This window comes from Metabacillus sp. KJ11-3 (assembly GCF_055808295.1).
On sequence record NZ_CM147865.1, the window covers coordinates 392,962 to 411,843 of the forward strand.

17 protein-coding genes and 1 pseudogene are annotated in these 18,882 nt (G+C 35.7%); 12 read left to right on the plus strand and 6 right to left on the minus strand.

The features are described from left to right. Positions 1–82: 82 nt before the first annotated feature. Together AC0L8O_RS02050 and AC0L8O_RS02055 are read right to left on the minus strand one after the other, a co-directional pair. The gene (locus AC0L8O_RS02050) at positions 83–1,117 is read right to left on the minus strand and encodes a sugar ABC transporter substrate-binding protein (RefSeq protein ID WP_473448594.1); all 1,035 of its coding nucleotides are present in this window, start codon (positions 1,115–1,117) and stop codon (positions 83–85) included. Between the two features lie 49 nt (positions 1,118–1,166). Then, positions 1,167–2,876: a methyl-accepting chemotaxis protein gene (locus tag AC0L8O_RS02055; protein ID WP_473446401.1), complete on the minus strand. Its 1,710-nt coding sequence runs from the start codon at positions 2,874–2,876 to the stop codon at positions 1,167–1,169. 477 nt (positions 2,877–3,353) lie between these two features. On the opposite strand from AC0L8O_RS02055, the gene AC0L8O_RS02060 reads away from it, so the two are divergent. Further along, positions 3,354–5,201 (plus strand): methyl-accepting chemotaxis protein, encoded by a 1,848-nt coding sequence (locus AC0L8O_RS02060; protein ID WP_473446402.1) that lies wholly within the window; start codon positions 3,354–3,356, stop codon positions 5,199–5,201. 83 nt (positions 5,202–5,284) lie between these two features. After that, on the plus strand, positions 5,285–5,434 hold the full coding sequence (locus AC0L8O_RS02065; protein WP_473446403.1) for a YjcZ family sporulation protein: 150 nt from the start codon (positions 5,285–5,287) through the stop codon (positions 5,432–5,434). A gap of 20 nt (positions 5,435–5,454) precedes the next feature. Here AC0L8O_RS02065 and AC0L8O_RS02070 read toward each other — a convergent pair whose 3' ends face one another. Next, entirely contained in the window at positions 5,455–5,694 is a 240-nt protein-coding gene (locus AC0L8O_RS02070; RefSeq protein WP_473446404.1) for a hypothetical protein, read from the minus strand. 141 nt (positions 5,695–5,835) lie between these two features. On the opposite strand from AC0L8O_RS02070, the gene AC0L8O_RS02075 reads away from it, so the two are divergent. Then, a complete protein-coding gene (locus AC0L8O_RS02075; protein ID WP_473446405.1) occupies positions 5,836–6,126 on the plus strand; it encodes a DUF3817 domain-containing protein in 291 nt (96 codons plus the stop codon). A gap of 192 nt (positions 6,127–6,318) precedes the next feature. Here AC0L8O_RS02075 and AC0L8O_RS02080 read toward each other — a convergent pair whose 3' ends face one another. Continuing rightward, entirely contained in the window at positions 6,319–6,657 is a 339-nt protein-coding gene (locus tag AC0L8O_RS02080; RefSeq protein ID WP_473446406.1) for a hypothetical protein, read from the minus strand. A gap of 637 nt (positions 6,658–7,294) precedes the next feature. Here AC0L8O_RS02080 and AC0L8O_RS02085 point away from each other — a divergent pair. From AC0L8O_RS02085 to fumC, 6 genes and pseudogenes are all read left to right on the plus strand, one after another. After that, positions 7,295–8,005: a GNAT family N-acetyltransferase gene (locus AC0L8O_RS02085; RefSeq protein WP_473446407.1), complete on the plus strand. Its 711-nt coding sequence runs from the start codon at positions 7,295–7,297 to the stop codon at positions 8,003–8,005. A 668-nt stretch (positions 8,006–8,673) separates the two neighbouring features. After that, positions 8,674–10,146 carry an endonuclease MutS2 gene (locus AC0L8O_RS02090; RefSeq protein ID WP_473446408.1) on the plus strand — a complete coding sequence of 491 codons (1,473 nt, stop codon included), beginning with the start codon at positions 8,674–8,676 and terminating at the stop codon, positions 10,144–10,146. Positions 10,147–10,154: 8 nt separating this feature from the next. Then, positions 10,155–10,571, plus strand: a complete 417-nt coding sequence (locus AC0L8O_RS02095) for a hypothetical protein (protein ID WP_473446409.1) — start codon at positions 10,155–10,157, stop codon at positions 10,569–10,571. 187 nt (positions 10,572–10,758) lie between these two features. Further along, a pseudogene (locus AC0L8O_RS02100) lies at positions 10,759–12,089 on the plus strand (FAD-dependent oxidoreductase). 132 nt (positions 12,090–12,221) lie between these two features. Then, positions 12,222–12,719: a hypothetical protein gene (locus AC0L8O_RS02105; RefSeq protein WP_473446410.1), complete on the plus strand. Its 498-nt coding sequence runs from the start codon at positions 12,222–12,224 to the stop codon at positions 12,717–12,719. A 170-nt stretch (positions 12,720–12,889) separates the two neighbouring features. Continuing rightward, a complete protein-coding gene (fumC, locus tag AC0L8O_RS02110; RefSeq protein ID WP_473446411.1) occupies positions 12,890–14,275 on the plus strand; it encodes a class II fumarate hydratase in 1,386 nt (461 codons plus the stop codon). 210 nt (positions 14,276–14,485) lie between these two features. Here the strand turns inward: fumC and AC0L8O_RS02115 are convergent, their stop codons facing one another. After that, complete coding sequence (locus AC0L8O_RS02115) at positions 14,486–15,820, minus strand: ATP-binding protein (RefSeq protein ID WP_473446412.1); 1,335 nt, start codon at positions 15,818–15,820, stop codon at positions 14,486–14,488. Beyond that, positions 15,817–16,491, minus strand: a complete 675-nt coding sequence (locus tag AC0L8O_RS02120) for a response regulator transcription factor (protein ID WP_473446414.1) — start codon at positions 16,489–16,491, stop codon at positions 15,817–15,819. The genes AC0L8O_RS02115 and AC0L8O_RS02120 overlap by 4 nt, the downstream gene beginning before the upstream one ends. A 289-nt stretch (positions 16,492–16,780) precedes the next feature. On the opposite strand from AC0L8O_RS02120, the gene AC0L8O_RS02125 reads away from it, so the two are divergent. The 3 genes from AC0L8O_RS02125 to AC0L8O_RS02135 all read left to right on the plus strand — a co-directional run bounded on the left by AC0L8O_RS02125 (position 16,781) and on the right by AC0L8O_RS02135 (position 18,881). Continuing rightward, positions 16,781–18,013 carry a S1C family serine protease gene (locus AC0L8O_RS02125; RefSeq protein ID WP_473446415.1) on the plus strand — a complete coding sequence of 411 codons (1,233 nt, stop codon included), beginning with the start codon at positions 16,781–16,783 and terminating at the stop codon, positions 18,011–18,013. Positions 18,014–18,264: 251 nt separating this feature from the next. Beyond that, a complete protein-coding gene (locus AC0L8O_RS02130; protein WP_473446417.1) occupies positions 18,265–18,687 on the plus strand; it encodes a PAS domain S-box protein in 423 nt (140 codons plus the stop codon). A 50-nt stretch (positions 18,688–18,737) separates the two neighbouring features. After that, positions 18,738–18,881: a hypothetical protein gene (locus AC0L8O_RS02135; RefSeq protein WP_473446418.1), complete on the plus strand. Its 144-nt coding sequence runs from the start codon at positions 18,738–18,740 to the stop codon at positions 18,879–18,881. The last annotated feature ends 1 nt before the right edge of the window (position 18,882 follow it).

Sequence of the window (18,882 nt, forward strand, 5' to 3'; positions counted from 1 at the left end):
AAACAAAAAAGATGAACTCTGAAATGGTTTAGAGTTCATCTTTTTATGGAAATGACAAGGTGTGTTTCCCCATGATTAAATGTTATTTCCTATAAATTTCTTCCTCTGTTAAATACCCATCCTTCACAATTGTTGATTTAATCGTTTCCTTTGTGACAGGCATAGGTTCGAGAAGGATGGCAGGTACATCAGTTTTTTGATTATTAATCGTTGTATCTGTGGTAATTGTTTTGTCTTTTGCTACCTTGTAAGCCATTTCTGCTGCTTGTGTGGCAATTACAGGAATCGGTTTATAGACAGTCATGGTTTGGGTTCCTGCGACAAGTCTTTTCACACCATTAAGCTCGGCGTCTTGACCGGAAACAGGAACTTTACCAGCTAATCCAATGTTAGACAGGGCATTAATCACTCCACCTGCAGTACCATCATTGGCTGCAACGACTGCATCGACTTTGTTATTCGCCTTTGTTAAAATGGCTTTCATATTATTTTCGGCGTTCTTAGGATTCCATTCTTCTGTATATTGATCTGCCAATAAGGTAATGTCACCTTTGTCAATCAGTGGTTGAAGAACACTTAATGCACCTTCTCTAAATAGTACCGCATTATGATCCGTTTCTGCTCCACCAATATAAACAAAGTTTCCTTTAGGTGTGTGTTTAACAATTTCAGTTGCCTGCAGGACACCGACCTTTTTGTTATCAAATGAAATATAGTAATCTAGATCACTTTTTGTGATAAGGCGGTCATAGGAGATGACTTTGACCTTATGTTTATGAGCTAATTCAACAATCTTTGCTCCTTCTTCAGCATTATGTGGAACAACAACAAGGACATCCACACCTTCTTCAATTAATAATTGTGCTTGCACGAGCTGAACAGCATCAGAGCCGTTTGCAGCTAACGTTTTGACTTGTCCGCCTAGCGATTTTACATGATCTTCAAACAGTTGCTTGTCTTTGTACCATCTTTCTTCTTCAAGTGTATCTAATAAAAAACCAATGTATGGAACAGATTCATTTTGAATTAATTTTACTGATGCTTGTTTGCTGCTCGTTTCTGTCGTGGAACAAGCAGTGCCAACAAGAGCTACTATAGAAAGCAATAAACCTATCATCGCTTTTTTGTAAAATACAGTCACAAGTTTTTCCCTCCAACTTTATGTCTTACACTTTAAATTTTCCGATCATTCCGTTCATGCGCTCAACCATTTGAGAAAGAGTATTTGCACTTGTTGAAATGGAATCAATCGATTGTGTTTGCTCATATACTGCAGCAGAAATTTCTTCAGAGCCAGCGGCTGATTCTTCTGAAATAGCAGCAATTTGCTCAACTGATTGATTAATTTCCTGGCTTGTTTGTTCAAAATATTGGAAGGCAGTTGAGATATTTTTTACCCGGTTTGTCATATCTGTTACCTTATCTTTAATATCAGAAAAATACTGACCGGATAATTGGATCTGCTTTGTTCCTTCATTTACTTTTTGGAAGCCATTATTTAGCTCATGTGACATGGAGCTTGTTTCCACTTTGATGCTTGTTACAATATTTGTAATGTTTTCAATGGAAGCTGTCACTTCATTCGCAAGTTTTTTTACTTCTGATGCCACAACCGCAAAGCCTTTCCCGCTTTCCCCGGCTCTTGCCGCTTCTATGGAGGCATTTAATGCAAGGAGATTTGTTTGTTCTGCGATCGATTTAATAACAGTGACAAGCTCAGTAATTGATTGTGTTTTTGTTTCAAGAATTTTCACTTTTTCTACAGAGAGTTCAACAATCTTATAGATCATGTCCATCTGTTCCAAAGAATTTTTCATTTGGTTGTCACCATTTATAGATACAGCAAGGACTTCATCGGAAAATTGAACTAATTTTTGACCGTCCTGATTTGCATCAATTAATTTTTGACTAAATTCCTTGATATGTTCAGAGATATCTGATACTTCATCAGCCTGGCTATTCACACCTGAAGATAATTCTTCAATCGTATTGGCGACCTGTGAGCTTCCTTGTTTTAGTTCTGATGCAGATACTGCAAATGCAGAACTTTGCTGGTCAACATCTGTTGCAATATGTGAAACTTCAACAATCATTTCTCGTAAACGAGTTCCCATATGATTAATAGATTTTGATAATTGTCCTATCTCATCATTTCCATTGCTTTTTAGAGTTTCGAAATTAAGATTTCCATTTGCGATTTCCTCACTTGTTAACACAAGCTTGTTTAAATTCGCGGAAATCCTTCTGCTGATTATAACAAGAAGAACCGTTGAGACAATAAGGGCAACAACCACAGAAATAATAAGTAGATTGATCGTTTGTCCAATATTATTTTGTGCTTCTGATAACGCTGCTCGATTTGAATCTGTAGCCATTGATTTTAGTTTTTCACTTAATTGACTTGTTTCCAACTTTAATCCACTGGCTTCTTCTTGTAATTTTTTGAACTCTTCTGTATTAATTTGTTGAACATTTGGAACGATTGTGCTGAAGAAATACTCATCTAGTTTATGGTTGTTTTCAATAATTCTATCGAAAATCTCGATTTGTTCTTTGTTTTCCAATTGTCTTTTTAAATTTTTGGCAATTTCGATAAATTTACGACTATCTTCTAAATACTCGAGAAGTTTTTCATCTTCAGCCAATAAAAGGTATTCAGGAATTTGATTATACTTTTCATGATATAAGGAAACTAAGTCTGCACTATAAAGCGCCACTTCATTTTTTACTAATGAGTGTTTAATTGTCTGATTTGTTTGCATGAGTAAACTATACGTAATAATAACGGAAACTAAAAATGTAATGGTCACAACGAGAAAGACATAGAAATATTTACCACCAATCTTTGTGTTTTTCCACCGTAAATGATTTAACAACGAGAGATCCCTCCAAAAATAACATGTATCTATCATATTTCTATTAATATCGACAAAAGTCGATTATTGTTTAATGAAATTCATAGGATTAATGAACTAATAGCATTGGTAATTTTATGAAGAAAATAAGTGAGAAATTTCCTAGTTTCTTTGAAAATATTAAAATATTATGAAGAATTTGGTCGAAAATATAGTATAATTGAAAGCGAATACATTATAGAAATAAAACAACTAAGTAGGGATAGATAAAGAACACAACTTATTGTTATTTTAAAGAGGGGGATGGGACATGAAGAATCGTTTGAAAGAACGGAAAAAAAGAGTTCCAAATACTGTGGAATCTCAAAAGAAAAGGAGAAAGGTAAAGGTAAAAGTACCAAGATTTATTGAAGCAATGACGCTTAAGTCAAAAATTATTCTTTTTTGCTATTATTTACGCTTATTCCTAGTATTATCATTGGTAATGTTGTGTACTTTGTGTCAAAGAATACAATTGAAAATAAAGTATCAACAATGAATGAAGATATTAATATTCAAGTAACAAAAAATGTAAACAATGCATTAAGAGAACTTGATAATCTATCGTTAGTACCTTTTTCAAATATGGAACTGATGGATACATTACGAACCAATGAGGGGTTATCAGAATTTGAAAAGATAACAAAGGAGCGAACAGCTTCAGAATTCTTCTCTAGCATTACCTTTTCAAATAAAAATGCAAAAGCGATGTTTTTTGTGAATAGGGAAGATACTGTATATGGGGAACAGAATCTGGAGGATTTTTCCTTAGAGAATTTCAATTCTTCTCCTTATGCAAAGGAAGTAGAAGAGACAAAAAGTGTAACCACATGGAAGGCAGGTATTGAAAACAATTATGAAAATATCTATTTGTTCCGGAAATTTGACCGAATTGGTACCATTATTCTTGTAGCTAACGGAGAGGTTTTTCAAGAAGTTTATGAAAATGGACAAGACAATACAGCAAGAGAAATTTCGATCTACAATGAAGATGGAGTCATCATTTCTAGTAATAAATCAGAATTAGTCGGGTCAAAGTTTGAAGACCATAAAAATACAGCAGATAACCTTGTTTCTGAAAAAGAAACTGATAATGGATGGAAGGTGGCTGTTTCAACCTCAAAGTCCTATTTAATGAAGGAAATTCAAAACGTTATTTACCTCGTTTATTTAATTATTCTGGGCTTTGTTTTGCTGTCAGTGGTTGTAAGTATGTTCTTGGCGAGAAGTATGACGAAACCCATTAATAAAATTGTCGCCATTATGAAAGAAGCAGAAAAAGGGGATTTGACCCACAGAGCTAATTATCTTTATAAGAATGAAGTAGGGCAGCTGGGAAACAGCTTTAATCATATGATCGATAATATGACCTTGATGATTCGTGAAAATAAGAAGGCTTCTACATATGCCGTGAACAGCGCTAATGATCTTAAGAGAATATCGGCTGAATCCGCTAGTGCAACAGATCAAATTGCAAGCGCTATCGATGAGGTGGCAAAAGGTGCTGTTAGTCAGGTTGATTATTCTGAAAGAACGAACCGTGAAATGAAGGAGCTGTCAAGTGAAATTAATGAAGTAGCAGGTAATATGGTCAAGGTATCAACTATAACGGAGACATCGAAAAAGTTAAGTAGTCAATCCATCGAGACAATCAAGGAATTAACCGAAAAGAACAAAGAGATGGGAACAAACATTGGTCAAGTTGATTCAACAATGGACCAATTAAATGTAGAAATTGAGCAAATAAAAGATATCGTAAATATAATAAAAGGTGTTAGTGAAGAAACGAATTTGTTATCACTAAATGCAAGCATTGAAGCAGCAAGAGCAGGAGCTGCAGGCAGAGGCTTTGCTGTCGTAGCAAAAGAAATACGCAAGCTTGCTGACCAAACGAAGAGCTCATCACTGAGAATTGAGACGGTCATTGCCAGCATCTTATCACAAACAAAAAAATCAGTTGAGCTTGTTAAAACAACGATCGCACTTTTTAAAGACCAATCATCCTCTATTCACGACACTCAACAAGCATTTGAAAATATCTTAGAAGGAACAAACTCAATTATTCATGAAATCGATTATATTGAAGCCTCAATTGGTAAAATTAATCTAAATAAAGAAAAAGTCGAACATGCAATTAATGAGATGGTGGATGTCGCAGAAGTGTCTTCAGCTACTACTCAGGAAGTAACGGCGACAACAGAGGAGCAAGCAGCAGCAGCTGAAGAGCTTGGTGACTTGGCTTCTTCTCTTTCACAAACAATTATTGAATTAGAGAAGACAATAAATAAATTTAAAATAAAGGAATAAACCATGTATTAAATAAATGGCCTATATCACTTTCTCAAGGTTTACATACAGTAATAAGGTAGTTGATCTTGGAGGTGAAAGTAATGAGTGAAAATTGCGGTGGTGCAGGGTACGGTAGCGGCTTTGCTCTAATAGTCGTATTATTTATCCTATTAATTATTGTAGGAGCAGGTGCTTTCTCAGGTGGTTATGGAACTGGTTATGGTTATGGTTCTGGATATGGCTGGTATTAATTTGTTATGAAAGGGGCGTTTTATCGCCCCTTTTTTGATTTGCATATTCCCATGGAAATACCTCCGGATACAATTTGTACCGCTTTAATCTTTAAATGTGGAAATCTCTTAGCAGCATATTCACAGACAGAATCTTGATGAGTAGATGTTATTTCTGTTCCTAATTCGTTGGCAAATTCAGTATCAAAATCAGATACATATAGAGTAAGAATGACTCCATCTTTTTGACGTTCAACGCCATATTTATGTAAAAATTCCATAGAGAACACACCTCCGTTTATAGTATGGAAAATAATTCATTCACTTATCCAAAAAGTAACATGATGTTGATAGAAATCGTTTTCAACGGAGAGGAACAGCTAGTATAATAGATGTATTGATATTGTAAATGGAGTGAGAAGATGTTCAAAACATCGGTTGGAATACTACGATTCACAGGAAACTTAGAAGGGATTTCATATTTAGTTTTATTACTGATTGCGATGCCATTAAAGTATTTTTTGGATTTTCCTTCAGCTGTTACCTTGACTGGTGCAATGCATGGATTTCTTTTTGTTGCTTACGTGATAATGGTTGCCTTTGTCTTTCTTAGGCGACGTTATTCCTTTCTTTGGGCGATATGGGCGGTGTTTTTAGCATTTATTCCATTTGGAACCTTTTATCTGGACAAACAATTGAAAACAAAGAGGTAAAGTGAAAAGAGGGCCGTTTCTTTAGAGTATGGAAACGGGCCCTCTTATTTATTGGAGGAAACTATAAAACTCTTTGAACTGTGGATAAGTGCCCGACATCCACCTCCAGCGCCTAGCCCCTTTAGGGTCTGGTCACAAATGAATTGAAGACAAAGAACGTCTTACATTCATTTGTGGCTTATTTGCCAGAGGTTAATCAAGACGCTTGCGCTTTTGTTCTTCCGATATTTCAATGTCCTCTAAAATGTTCTGTGAGGTGTTTTTTTGAAACGTGTATGAGATGGTAACGGATGTGTTTGTCGGGATTGATTCCAATGTTTTGTATTGTTCTTCAGATATTTGTAGTGCCGTTGGTGTTTGGTCAATGATGACTTCTATCGAATGCGAATCTATTAATCCAATATAAATGGCGTCCGCCTTTAAAAAATCCTCTTTTGCTTCTACAGTGTTTTTAAGACCTCCAGAGCCGGCACAACCCATTAAAACGAATAAAAAGAACAAAAAAGAAAAACAAGGTATAAAAGTTCGCATTCTTTCACTCTCCTATAAATTTGGTCGTACTTTATGTATAAGCAGCTGAAGAGAGAGACATGCTTGTAAATACAAAAAAGGGACTTTCCATTGGATGGCCCTTTTAACTTATGTTTTTCATTTGCTTGTGCTTTTAGGACGCCATACTTTATCCCATCCTGGTAAAACTATTTTTAATACTCTTTCCGATTGTGTGGAAAATAGTGTGTTATGTGCTATGTTGTAAGGCGGAGTTGATACAATGTTTGGTTCATTGATTAATCACTATACAATGTGTAAGTGAAAAAATAGAAAGATTCAAAAGAGGAACTATCACAAAATAAGTCTTATATTTCAGTAGATTCCAAGGCTGGAACCCTGTATGATGAGATAGAAATTAAAATAACCCATCTTAACGGGCAGTAAAACTTCCACTAAAGGTTTGAGAGAGACAATGAAAATATTATATTTGGGGGATAACTGCCTGTAAAGATCCGATAAGATTCGCTAACCATCAGTGTGGGTCGAAGAAAAACCTCACTGATGGAAGTCGCACTTCACTTTATATGAACGCGGGGAAAACGATCATGATTGAGAACTATATTGATGCTTTAGATATTGCCTATGTTTCATCCTTTGCTACAAAAGTAGAAAGAAGTTGGGGATTTCTTTTTATAATGAAAATCAACCAAATTACTATGATGCAAATCATGCACACATCTCTACATACAATGGTCATTTTGAAGAGATCATAAATGAAGTGATTACATTTTATCAAGAGAAAAATCTTATTCCGCGTTTTTATCTTTCAAACTACGAAGGACAAGCTGAGTTTATTGAAATGTTAAAGAATAAAGGTTTTGGATTTGAAGAATTTGATAGTCCTGTTCAATTATGGAGACGGGAAATAGTCATAAAACACAATTCGCATATTACGATTGAAAAGGTAACGCCTGAAAATATGCAGGATGCCATTCATATAGAGTGTCAAATTCCTGAGCTTGGTGGTTCAATACGTGAACAGGCCTTTATAGAAGAATTTTCGCAAGATTGTTATATCCATTATTTATTAAAATATAATGGAATTCCTTGCTCTACTGCATGTATATTTTTTTATGAACGAGATGCAAGGTTAGAAAGTGTAGCAACAATTAAGAAATTTAGAGGGAAAGGGTTAATAGGTCACCTTATTCATTATATCCAAAACGATATGCTGAAAAAGGAAGTTGAACGCTTATGGGTATTGCCAATTAATGAACAAGTGGAGAAGGTTTACCAAAAGTCGGGATTTGATACTGTTTTAAATGTGAAGACAGGTCATGCATTTCTTGGCGGGAAGAGTGTAATGGATGTTCGAAATGGGCTTTAACAATTCATTTCCATCTTGACATTGTATTCCAGTCTCTGGTATTTTAAAGGTAATTACAGTTTAGGAGATGTGTTTTGTGAGGGTTTCTGTTCTTAACTAACGAAGTAAATACTTCATCTACATGAATATGCAAAAAAACTTTTCCTTATCGAAGGTTTATTTACGCATGTACATGTGGACGGTTAAGAACAAAAACGGTTATCGTACACAATTTGCGATCTTCTTGCATAGTGCCCGTGAAAAAATCCGTGCTTGTTTAAGTACGGATTTTTTGTATTTTCACAATGAAACAGATAACTCTTTTTAGAGGGAGATTTGTCTATTTGTGCACACTTCAAGCCTATGCAATCGTGATCAAAAAAGGTGATGAACAACCATTGTTCATCACCTTTTTTATTGGCTGTTTTCGTGAAAATTGTTGTTTTTAAATAGTATTTAAGCCTTGTAGTGGAAAGGAGCGGAAGACACTCGACCCCTGTGGGCGAAGAGGAAAGGTCTGGACCCCGCAAGCGAAGCTGAGGAGGCTCGGCTTCCTCCCCGGCGCATGAAGTGACTGGAGCGCAATGAAACGAACTAGTTTTCACTTTTAATACAGCTTAAAAACAACAAAGTATGGAAACCAGTCTTTTATTATAACTTCATAAATTACACCATTGGAGGTTCAACCATTGAACAAGAAAACAATTGAAAGTCTAGAATTTGATAAAGTATTAGCATTACTAAGTGATTACGCTATGAGTGAAGCGGCAAAACAAAGAGCTTTAGAGCTTTTGCCAATTGATGAGGAAAGAAAAATCAAAAGATGGCTAAACGAAACAACTGAGGCATGTAAAATCATTGAGAAATCTTCAAGTATCCCTGTTCATTCGTTACATGGAGTAGAACAAATTGTTACACTAGTTGATAAAGGCTACTTGCCTACTCCTGAACAATTTGAGTTTTTAGGAGATTTCCTAGATAGTGTGAAGAAAATAAAGCGGTTTATGATGAAACAGGAATATCACGCCCCAACAGTTAGTTCTTATGCATACTCTCTTTATGAACTAACCGATCTTGCAGAAGAAATAACAAGGTGCATTCGAAATAATCAAGTCGATGATTATGCAAGCAGAGCATTAACGAAAATTAGAAGCAAACTTGTAGCTATTGAGGAAAAAATTAAAACTAAACTTGCACAAATCATGAAGGGTTCTTCTTCTTTCCTTCAGGAGCAAGTGATCAGTATTCGTAATGGACGTTATGTTGTACCAGTTAAAAGTGAATATAAACGAAAATTTTCAGGAGTGATTGTTGATCAATCCTCAAGTGGGCAAACCGTTTTTATGGAACCTCATGATTTAAATAAGTTACAAGACGAGCTTGCGTATTTAAAGGTAGAAGAAGAAGTAGAAATTCAAAAGATTATAGGACAATTAACAGATATGACAGCTGCTTATAAACAGGAATTGCTTGTTAATATTGAAGGAATGGTGTCGTATGACTTCATTTTTGCCAAGGCAAAGCTGAGTAAACATATGAACGGACATGAGGTAAACATTCTGCCAGGTGAAGGATTTAACATTCTGAGTGCCAGACACCCATTACTTGGAGTAAACGCTGTTCCGCTGTCAGTGACATTAGGGAAAGAATACATGGCCCTAGTTATAACAGGGCCTAATACAGGTGGTAAAACTGTCACGATTAAAACGATAGGAATACTTGCTATGATGGTTCAATCAGGATTGCATATTCCAGCAGATCCTAACAGCAACTTTTGTATCGTAAAAGATATATATGTAGACATTGGTGATCAGCAAAGCATTGAGCATTCCTTAAGCACATTTTCATCACATATTACCAATGTCATTGAGATATTAAATAAGTCACGAAAAGACACACTTGTGATTCTTGATGAAATTGGTTCAGGGACAGATCCGAGAGAAGGGATGGGATTAGCGATTTCAATCCTTGAAGCACTTTATCATTCAGGGGCGATGCTTGTTGCAACAACACATTATAGTGAAATAAAAGATTTTGCTGAAAAGGCAGCTGGTTTCCAAAACGGATCTATGGGGTTTGACATTGGAACCCTGCAACCTTTATATCAATTAATTATTGGAAAAGGGGGGACAGTCAAGCGTTCTCAATTGCTCAAAAATTAGGAATGCCAATGGGTATTATCCAAAGAGCAAAGGAAATATCCAGCCGCCAATCTATTGAAGATTTAACGATAATTCCTGCTACAAAAGAAAGAGAAAGATTAGATGAAAAGGTTGCACATAAAGAAAAACAACAAATTCAATCCTATCAAATAGGAGACTCTGTTTGGATTCAACACCTTCAAACAAAGGGAATAGTTGAAAAAACAATGAATGCAATGGGAGAACTGACGCTGGTTGTAAAAGGAGAAAAAGTGACAATCAATCATAAACGAGTGAAACCTTTTATCAAGGCAGAAGAATTATATCCCGAACAATATGACATGGATCAGGTTTTTGATGCAAAAGATGTGCGGAAAAAGAAGAAATTAATGAATCGCAAGCATGTAGATGGTGTGGTCATTGAATTTATAGAAGAAGAAAAATAAAAAAGTCTGTAGGTGTGAGCTGCTGTCATGAGGGTTCACACATCTTTTAAGACTATTTTGTGAAAAACTTCACAAATGGTATTGTATTTTTAAAAAGAGTGGATTATAATAAAGTCATCAAGTGAATGTGAAACGTTTCACAAGTTTATGTGAAATACTTCACAATATATTCTTAGGAGGAATTAAAATGAAAATTGCTGTTATTGGATGTACACACGCAGGAACTGCTGCTGTTTCAAATATGGTAAAACAATACCCGGAGGCAGAAATCACAGTTTACGAAAAAAATGATAATATTTCCTTTTTATCTTGCGGCATTGCTTTACATGTAAGTGGAGTTGTGGAGGATCCAAATGGTTTATTTTATTGTACTCCTCAGGAATTAATAAATCTCGGTGTAATCATGCGAATGAAGCATGAAGTAAATGATATTAATATTGAAGAAAAAACGATTACGGCAAAAAACTTAACAACAAATTCAATTGTACATGATACATTTGATAAACTCGTTTTAACAACAGGCTCTTGGCCGGTTATCCCCAAAATTGAGGGCATTGAAATGGAAAATGTCCTATTATGTAAAAACTTCCATCATGCTAATACAATTATTGAAAAAGCAAAAGATGTACAAAACATCGTTGTTGTTGGCGCAGGCTATATAGGGATTGAATTAGTAGAAGCATTTGAAATGAGCGGTAAGAAGGTGACACTTATTGATGGAGAAGAAAGAATATTGAGCAAGTATTTAGATCAAGCATTTACTGATGTGATTGAACAGGATTTTCAAGCTAGAGACGTGAAACTGGCTTTAGGAGAAACAGTCACTCGTTTTGTAGGGCAGGATGGTCATGTAAGTCGTGTGGAAACAACGAAAGGAACGTATGAGGCAGAACTCGTTATCCTTTGCATTGGTTTTCAGCCGAATACTCAATTAGTAAAAGGTCAAATTGAGATGCTTGATAATGGGGCAATTATAGTCGATGATTATATGAGAACAAGTAATAAGGATGTATTTGCTGCAGGAGACAGCTGTGCTATTCGCTACAATCCAACTGGTAAGTATGCTTACATCCCTCTGGCAACAAATGCGGTAAGAATGGGCACATTAGTAGCGAAAAACTTAGTTAAACCTACTATTCGCTATATGGGAACCCAAGGTACATCTGGTATTAAAATTTATGACCAAAATATTGCGACAACTGGATTAACAGAAACTTCAGCACTTCATATGGGTATGAATGTGAAAAGTATCACAATATTGGAACATGACCGACCTGAATTCATGCCGACTTTTGAAGATATCAATTTAAAAGTAGTCTATGAAGAAGACACAAGACGAATTGTCGGAGCTCAAGTCATGTCTAAGGTGGACGTTACCCAATCTATTAATACATTGTCTGTATGCATTCAAAATAAGATGACAATGGATGAGCTGGGCTTTGTAGATTTCTTCTTCCAGCCACATTACAACAAGCCATGGAATTTTTAAATCAAGCAGGGTTACAAACAATTCAATAAATCAAAATAGGTGTTGGATCATCCAACACCTATTTAGTTCTTAATAAAACAAATCAAAAGTACAGTATAGTCATGAATATTGTAATAAAGATTTAAAGAATCCTAATAAAAAAAGAGGGGGTTCTACTATTTATGTCTATAAAAAATCAATGGGTGCTGAATATACTCATGATGCTACTATCATGGTCAGCATTACCTTTTCTAGGAAAAGGGAATATAAAAAGATTTTTGCCATCTACATTCCTTATTGGAATCATTGAGATACTGCATGCTCGTATCGGAAAGAAGCGCAAATACTGGGTCTTTTATAATAAGCCAAACACATACTCATTTGGTGAATTGCCATTTAATTCGGGTCCATTTATTTTTATCTCATTGTGGACATTAAAAGTAGCATACGGTCATTTTAAAAAGTTTATTTTAATCAATGCACTAGTACATGCATTTTTTGCATTTCCTTACACATTTTTAGCAAAAAAACTACGATATTATACTCTAGTCCGATTTAATAATATTCAATTTTTTCTTTATTTCTTTTCAAAAGCATTTTTACTATATTGGTTTCAATATCTGTATGAGAATAAAATCAAACTGCTTAATGAAAACTCGCTCAATAACTCGAAAATATAAAAAAAGAATGGTTTGTTTAGTTTAAGTAAGATTGTTGCGATGAACTACTAATTCAAAACGAACCCATTTGTTTTATCTCGAATCTATCATTAAATCACATTTCTTTTAAAAAGAAAGGAAAAAATATACACTAAAGAAGTGAAATCATTCAATTTCGGAGGTGTGCAGGTTTGAATTATCGTGTAGAGAAAGACACAATGGGTGAAATTCAAGTACCAGCTGAAAAGTATTGGGGAGCACAGACACAACGAAGCAAGCAGAATTTTAAAATTGGTGGAGAGAAAATGCCGAATGAGGTGATTATCGGCTTTGCCATCTTAAAACGAAGTGCAGCAATTGTTAATGATTCACTTGGAAAACTACATACATCAAAAGCGGCAGCAATTGTTAAGGCATGTGTTGAGATTATTGAGGGAAGATTAAATGACCATTTTCCGCTGGTAGTATGGCAAACAGGAAGCGGTACACAAAGTAATATGAATGTAAATGAGGTTATTGCAAGAAGGGGAAATGAACTTTTAAAGGAAGCAGGAATCGATGAAGTTATCCATCCAAATGATGATGTAAATATGAGTCAAAGTTCAAATGATACGTTTCCAACAGCCATGCATATTGCAGGTGTGTTAGCTGTAGAAACAAAACTAATACCGGCTATCGAAAAGCTATCTACTACATTAAATAAGAAAGTAGAGCAATTTAATGACGTGGTAAAAATTGGTCGCACACATTTGCAAGATGCAACACCATTAACCTTAGGTCAGGAAATCAGCGGCTGGACTCACATGCTTTCGCAAACGAAGGAAATGATAGAGCAGGCTCTTCACTATATGAAAAACTTAGCAATTGGCGGGACTGCTGTTGGAACCGGGATAAATGCACATCCGGAGTTTGGCGATCGAGTTGCAGAGGAAATTAGTAAATTTACAAAAAAGAAATTCCACTCATCACGCAATAAATTCCATGCGCTAACTAGCCATGATGAGACCGTTTATGCTCATGGAGCGTTAAAGGCATTAGCTGCCAATTTAATGAAAATTGCAAATGATGTAAGATGGCTTGCGAGTGGACCGAGATGTGGAATTGGTGAAATTACAATCCCTGAAAATGAGCCGGGAAGCTCGATTATGCCGGGTAAAGTCAATCCAACGCAAAGTGAAGCCCTAACAATGGTTGCCGTTCAAGTGATGGGGAATGACGCAACAATTGGCTTTGCTGCAAGTCAAGGAAACTTTGAATTAAATGTGTTTAAGCCAGTCATTATTTATAATTTTTTACAGTCAGTTCAACTTTTATCAGATGGTATGATTTCTTTCCATGACAATTGTGCTGTAGGTATTGAAGCAAATATACCTGTCATTGAAAAGTATGTGAAAGATTCATTAATGCTTGTAACAGCCCTTAATCCGCATATTGGCTATGAAAATGCAGCGAAAATTGCAAAGCTCGCTCATATAGAAGGGTTAACTTTAAAAGAAGCTGCTCTGAAGCTTCAATTACTTACAGCAGAGCAGTTTGAGCAGTATGTTAAGCCAGAGGAAATGACCTATCCAAAATAAGAAAAGCGAAAGCGCCTTGATCATGCCGTACAAACTGGAGGAGCATCGACTAAAGGTTTAGGAAACACGGTAAGCGAACCGATGTTGACTTATGTAGGGAGATGATCTGAAGTTTAATAAGTGATAGGCACTGGAGCTAGACACCAATACTTGGTATGAATATTTATACTTTCATCTCTTATAAAGAAGCCTGGCAATGAGTTTGCCAGGCTACTTCCTGTTAGGAATCTCTATATAAAATGCAGCACCATTTCGTTCATTAACTGCCCAAACCTTAGCATCATGTAAATCCGCAATCCGTTTTACAATGCTAAGTCCAATTCCAAATTCCCCTCTTTGCCCTTTTTGAAAAGGCTCAAAAAGCTGTTCCAACATATCGTCATCAATCTGAGGTCCATCGTTCCATATTGATAAACGGAGGTTAGAGTGATCTTTCTTTATTGAAATGGAAATGACTTGATCTGCATACCTTAACGAATTTTCAAAAAGGTTTTCCAAAAGCTTTTCCCATTGTTCCGAATCACCAACAATCATCTCTTCTTCTAATGAGAGCTTCCAATTTAATTCTGGCTTTGCCCACTTTATTCGTTCAACTTCTTCGCGAATAAGAGTATCAATGCGAAATTCACTTTTTCTTGGCTTCCTGGTAGATAAAAAGTCAAGCTTTGTTAAATAAAGCAAATCCTTTATTTTCTTCTCAAGCTTTTCTGACTCATCTTCAATGACATCCATCGTACTTGAAAGATCACCCTTTGGAAAGATTCCGTCATTCACAGACCTTGCATACCCTCTGATAACCATGACAGGTGTTTTTAAATCATGAGAGATATTTTGGAGCAGAGTCTGCTGTGCTTCATCCTTTCTCACTAAATGCTGACGCATTTTTTCAATGGTTTGTCCCAACTTCCCAATTTCATCATTGCGGTCAACTTCAACAGGCTCATGCCATTCTTGATCAGCGATATTTTTTACGTGTTTTTCAAGCTTCACAATCGGTTTTGATAAATAGCGTGCTAACCATATTGAGGGAATCCAGCTAAATAAAAAGACGATCCCCATTACAATCATTAATCTCTTATATAGAGTAAAGACAAGATCATTTCGATAGGAATCCCAAGAGTAAGAAAGGAGGTAGCTAGGTTCCCCATTTACAGAAATTTTGCGTATAACATAAAACAGTGTTTGGTTTTTTAAGTTTTTCTCGTACTGATAAACTGATGATTTTTGATTAGCTGCTAATTCTTGTGTTTGTCTAAGAAAATCAACTGGCAGGTCAATTTCATTTTTATAAAAGTAAAAAGATCGTTGAATCGGAAGGAATAAGTGGGTAACAGAACGATCGTTTTGTTTTTCAATTCCAAGAGTATTATCAAGATTTCCGTACTCCATTACCACAAGCTGTTCATTTTCAATCGTTTTATAAATTTCTTTTGTGAAAAATCCTCTTAATGTAGTGGGAAATAATATAACTAATAATAGGGATATCGCAAGCAGAATGCCTGAGAAAACAATCCAAATTTGAAAGGCTAACGGTTTGTTTCTCATCCCTTTAACATCCTGTATCCAAAGCCGTAGATTGTTTCTAATTTAAGTTCCGGCATTTTTTTCCGTAACCTTCTTACCAAATCATCAACGACCCGATCTGTTCCAAAGTAATCTTCTCCCCACAGATTTGTTAATATTTGTTCTCTGGAAAAAGCCTGCCCTTTGTTATGAAGGAAAAGCTGAAGAAGATCAAATTCCTTTGAAGTAAGATTAACTTCTTCTCCTTTAAAATAAACGATACGGACTTGTTCATCAATTTCATATGGATCGAGCTGAATTAAGTGGCCTTGAGTACTTGTTTCCTCTACATAAGTTCTTGAAAGCAGTTTTTGAGCACGAATTACTAGTTCTCTGGGAAGAAATGGTTTTGAAATGTAATCATCACTTCCCAGCTCTAAGCCTAAAACACGGTCAATATCCGCATCCCTTGCTGAAATAAAAATAACAGGCACATCGGGTGTAGCAGCCTTAATTTCTCTAATTAATTGATAACCATCAACATCAGGCAGCATGATATCTAATATCCATAAATGTGGTGGAGTGTTTATTAAGTTTCTGGCTTCAGAACCTGTCAGGCAGGACGTAACAGACCAACTTTCATTCTTTAAGTACATTGTCAGTAATTCATTTAAATTTTGTTCATCTTCGACTAAATAGACGTTGTAACTCATTGTTTCACTTCCTCTCAACGCTATTATACAATCTTCATTCTTTCTCGTTCACTATTTTCACAATTTCCCATAATTCTCTCATTATTATCCCAAACTCTTTTCATATACTTAAGCTAATCAAATAGCAAGTAAATAAAGTTGATTCCAAAAAGGAGATCTAAAAAACAATGAGAGCTATAATTTTTACAGGAATTTCTCTACTCTTACTTTTAATCGTCATTGGTGGATTTGTAAGTTCACAGGGTGCCTAAATATAAAATTCAAAAAAGAATAACAGGAGGATGTTAACATGGGATATTATGATGAAACTGAAATAACACGTGAATATAAAAAACCGCGAAGAAGCTTTAAACCAGTTCTTTCTTCCATCATTAGCGGTGTTGTTGGTGGAGCACTTGTACTGGGTGTAACGACACTTACTAACGATCAACAACCAAGTGTCACAGAAAATAACCCAGCTGTCGAAACAGCTGCTCAAAATGAAAGTTCAACCTCTCAGGCTGCTACACAAACACTATCAACAGGCTCAAATTCAATTGCTGATATAGTAGACAGCCTTTCACCGACAATTGTAGGTATTACCAATTTACAAACGCAAAAAAATGGAGACATCTTTCAAAACTCCACAGGTGAAAGTGTTCAAAGTGGAACAGGTTCAGGAGTGATCTTTAAGAAAGAGGGAGACGCAGGTTATATTATTACAAATAACCATGTTATTGAGGGTGCACAATCGATTGAGGTCACACTTTATAGCGGTGATAAAGTTGAAGCAGAATTAGTGGGGACAGATGCATTAACAGATATTGCAGTCCTGAAAATTAATGCTGAACACGTGACAGTCGTAGCTGAGATGGGTGATTCTTCAGAACTTCGTACAGGAGAAGATGTGATTGCAATTGGAAATCCGCTAGGTGAAGAGTTCACAAGAACTGTCACACAAGGGATTATAAGTGGAGTTGATCGAACCATTGATGTCACAACTTCTGAAGGAAATTGGGCGCTGGATGTTCTGCAAACAGATGCAGCGATAAACCCTGGTAATAGCGGGGGGCCTCTTATCAATATGAGCGGACAGGTTATTGGAATCAATAGTTTAAAGATTACCGAAAGTGGTGTAGAAGGTTTAGGATTTGCTATTCCGAGTAATGATGTGCTACCTATTGCTGAAGAGTTAATGAATAATGGGAAAATCCAACGGCCGTTTCTAGGTGTAGGTTTGGTAGAAATGAGTGAAATACCTCAGTATTATTTGCAAGAACAAATGAACCTGCCAGCGGATGTAAAAGAAGGTGTGGTCGTTGGGACTGTCTCACCAAACTCCCCGGCTGATGAGGCAGGATTACAGCAACAAGATGTGATCGTTTCTATGAATGATCAGGCAATTACGAATGCAAGTGACCTAAGAAAGTTTCTATATACCGAGACAGAAATAGGTGATGAAATAGACGTAACGCTATACCGTGCAGGTGAAAAAGTTACTGTTCAGATCAAGCTAACAACTAGTGAAGCAACAAATGCATAATACTCACATCTTGCAATAGGAAAAGCCATTACTCTTTATATATAATAAAGCTGACATGATGAAATGATCTATCCCCCTTCGGATCATTTACTGATTGTCAGCTTTTTCGCTTTTTTCATCAATGTGAATGAATCATTATGAAAAAAGGGAAGAGTTTGAAAACTAGATAGTGTACAATAAAAAATGGGTACTAGTTCATACATACATATCTATTTAACTAGATTCATATGAAAACTAGGAAGGGGAACACCATGAATAGCATAACAATAGAGAAAAAGAGAGAAAAACTGGAAATCTTTATAAGAGATAGTGTGTTAGTTAAACAACTGTTTGACGAGTCAAAGTCTGAAGCTTATTATGCTATGGATCTAGAAGGGAATTATGTAAAAGCAAATAAAGCATGTGAAAAGATATCGGGATATACACAGGATGAATTAATTCGTCTCTCTTATAAAGAGCTTATCATTAATAAGCATCTTGAAGATGTAGTGACAAAGTTTCAGTACTCGATAACAGGAGCTATTCAAAAATACGAATGTACAATTATATCTAAAAATAACAACAAAGTGGATTTGGAAGTGACAAATTCTCCTATCATTGTGGATAATGAGATTATCGGTGTATATGGAATAGCAAAGAATATCACTAATTCGAATGAGCAAAAAGGAAGTTAAAGGAAAGTGAACAGCTCCATCGCAGTCTAATAGAGCATTCTCCTGATGGAGTGATCATAATCCAGGAGCAACATGTTGTTTTTGCTAACAAAAAAGCTTCGGAGTTACTCGGAGGAAATGATGTTAAGGATATTTTGGGTAAAGATGTAAGCGGATTTTTCGAGAATATTCAGGCAGGCTTATCAAAAATTTAAG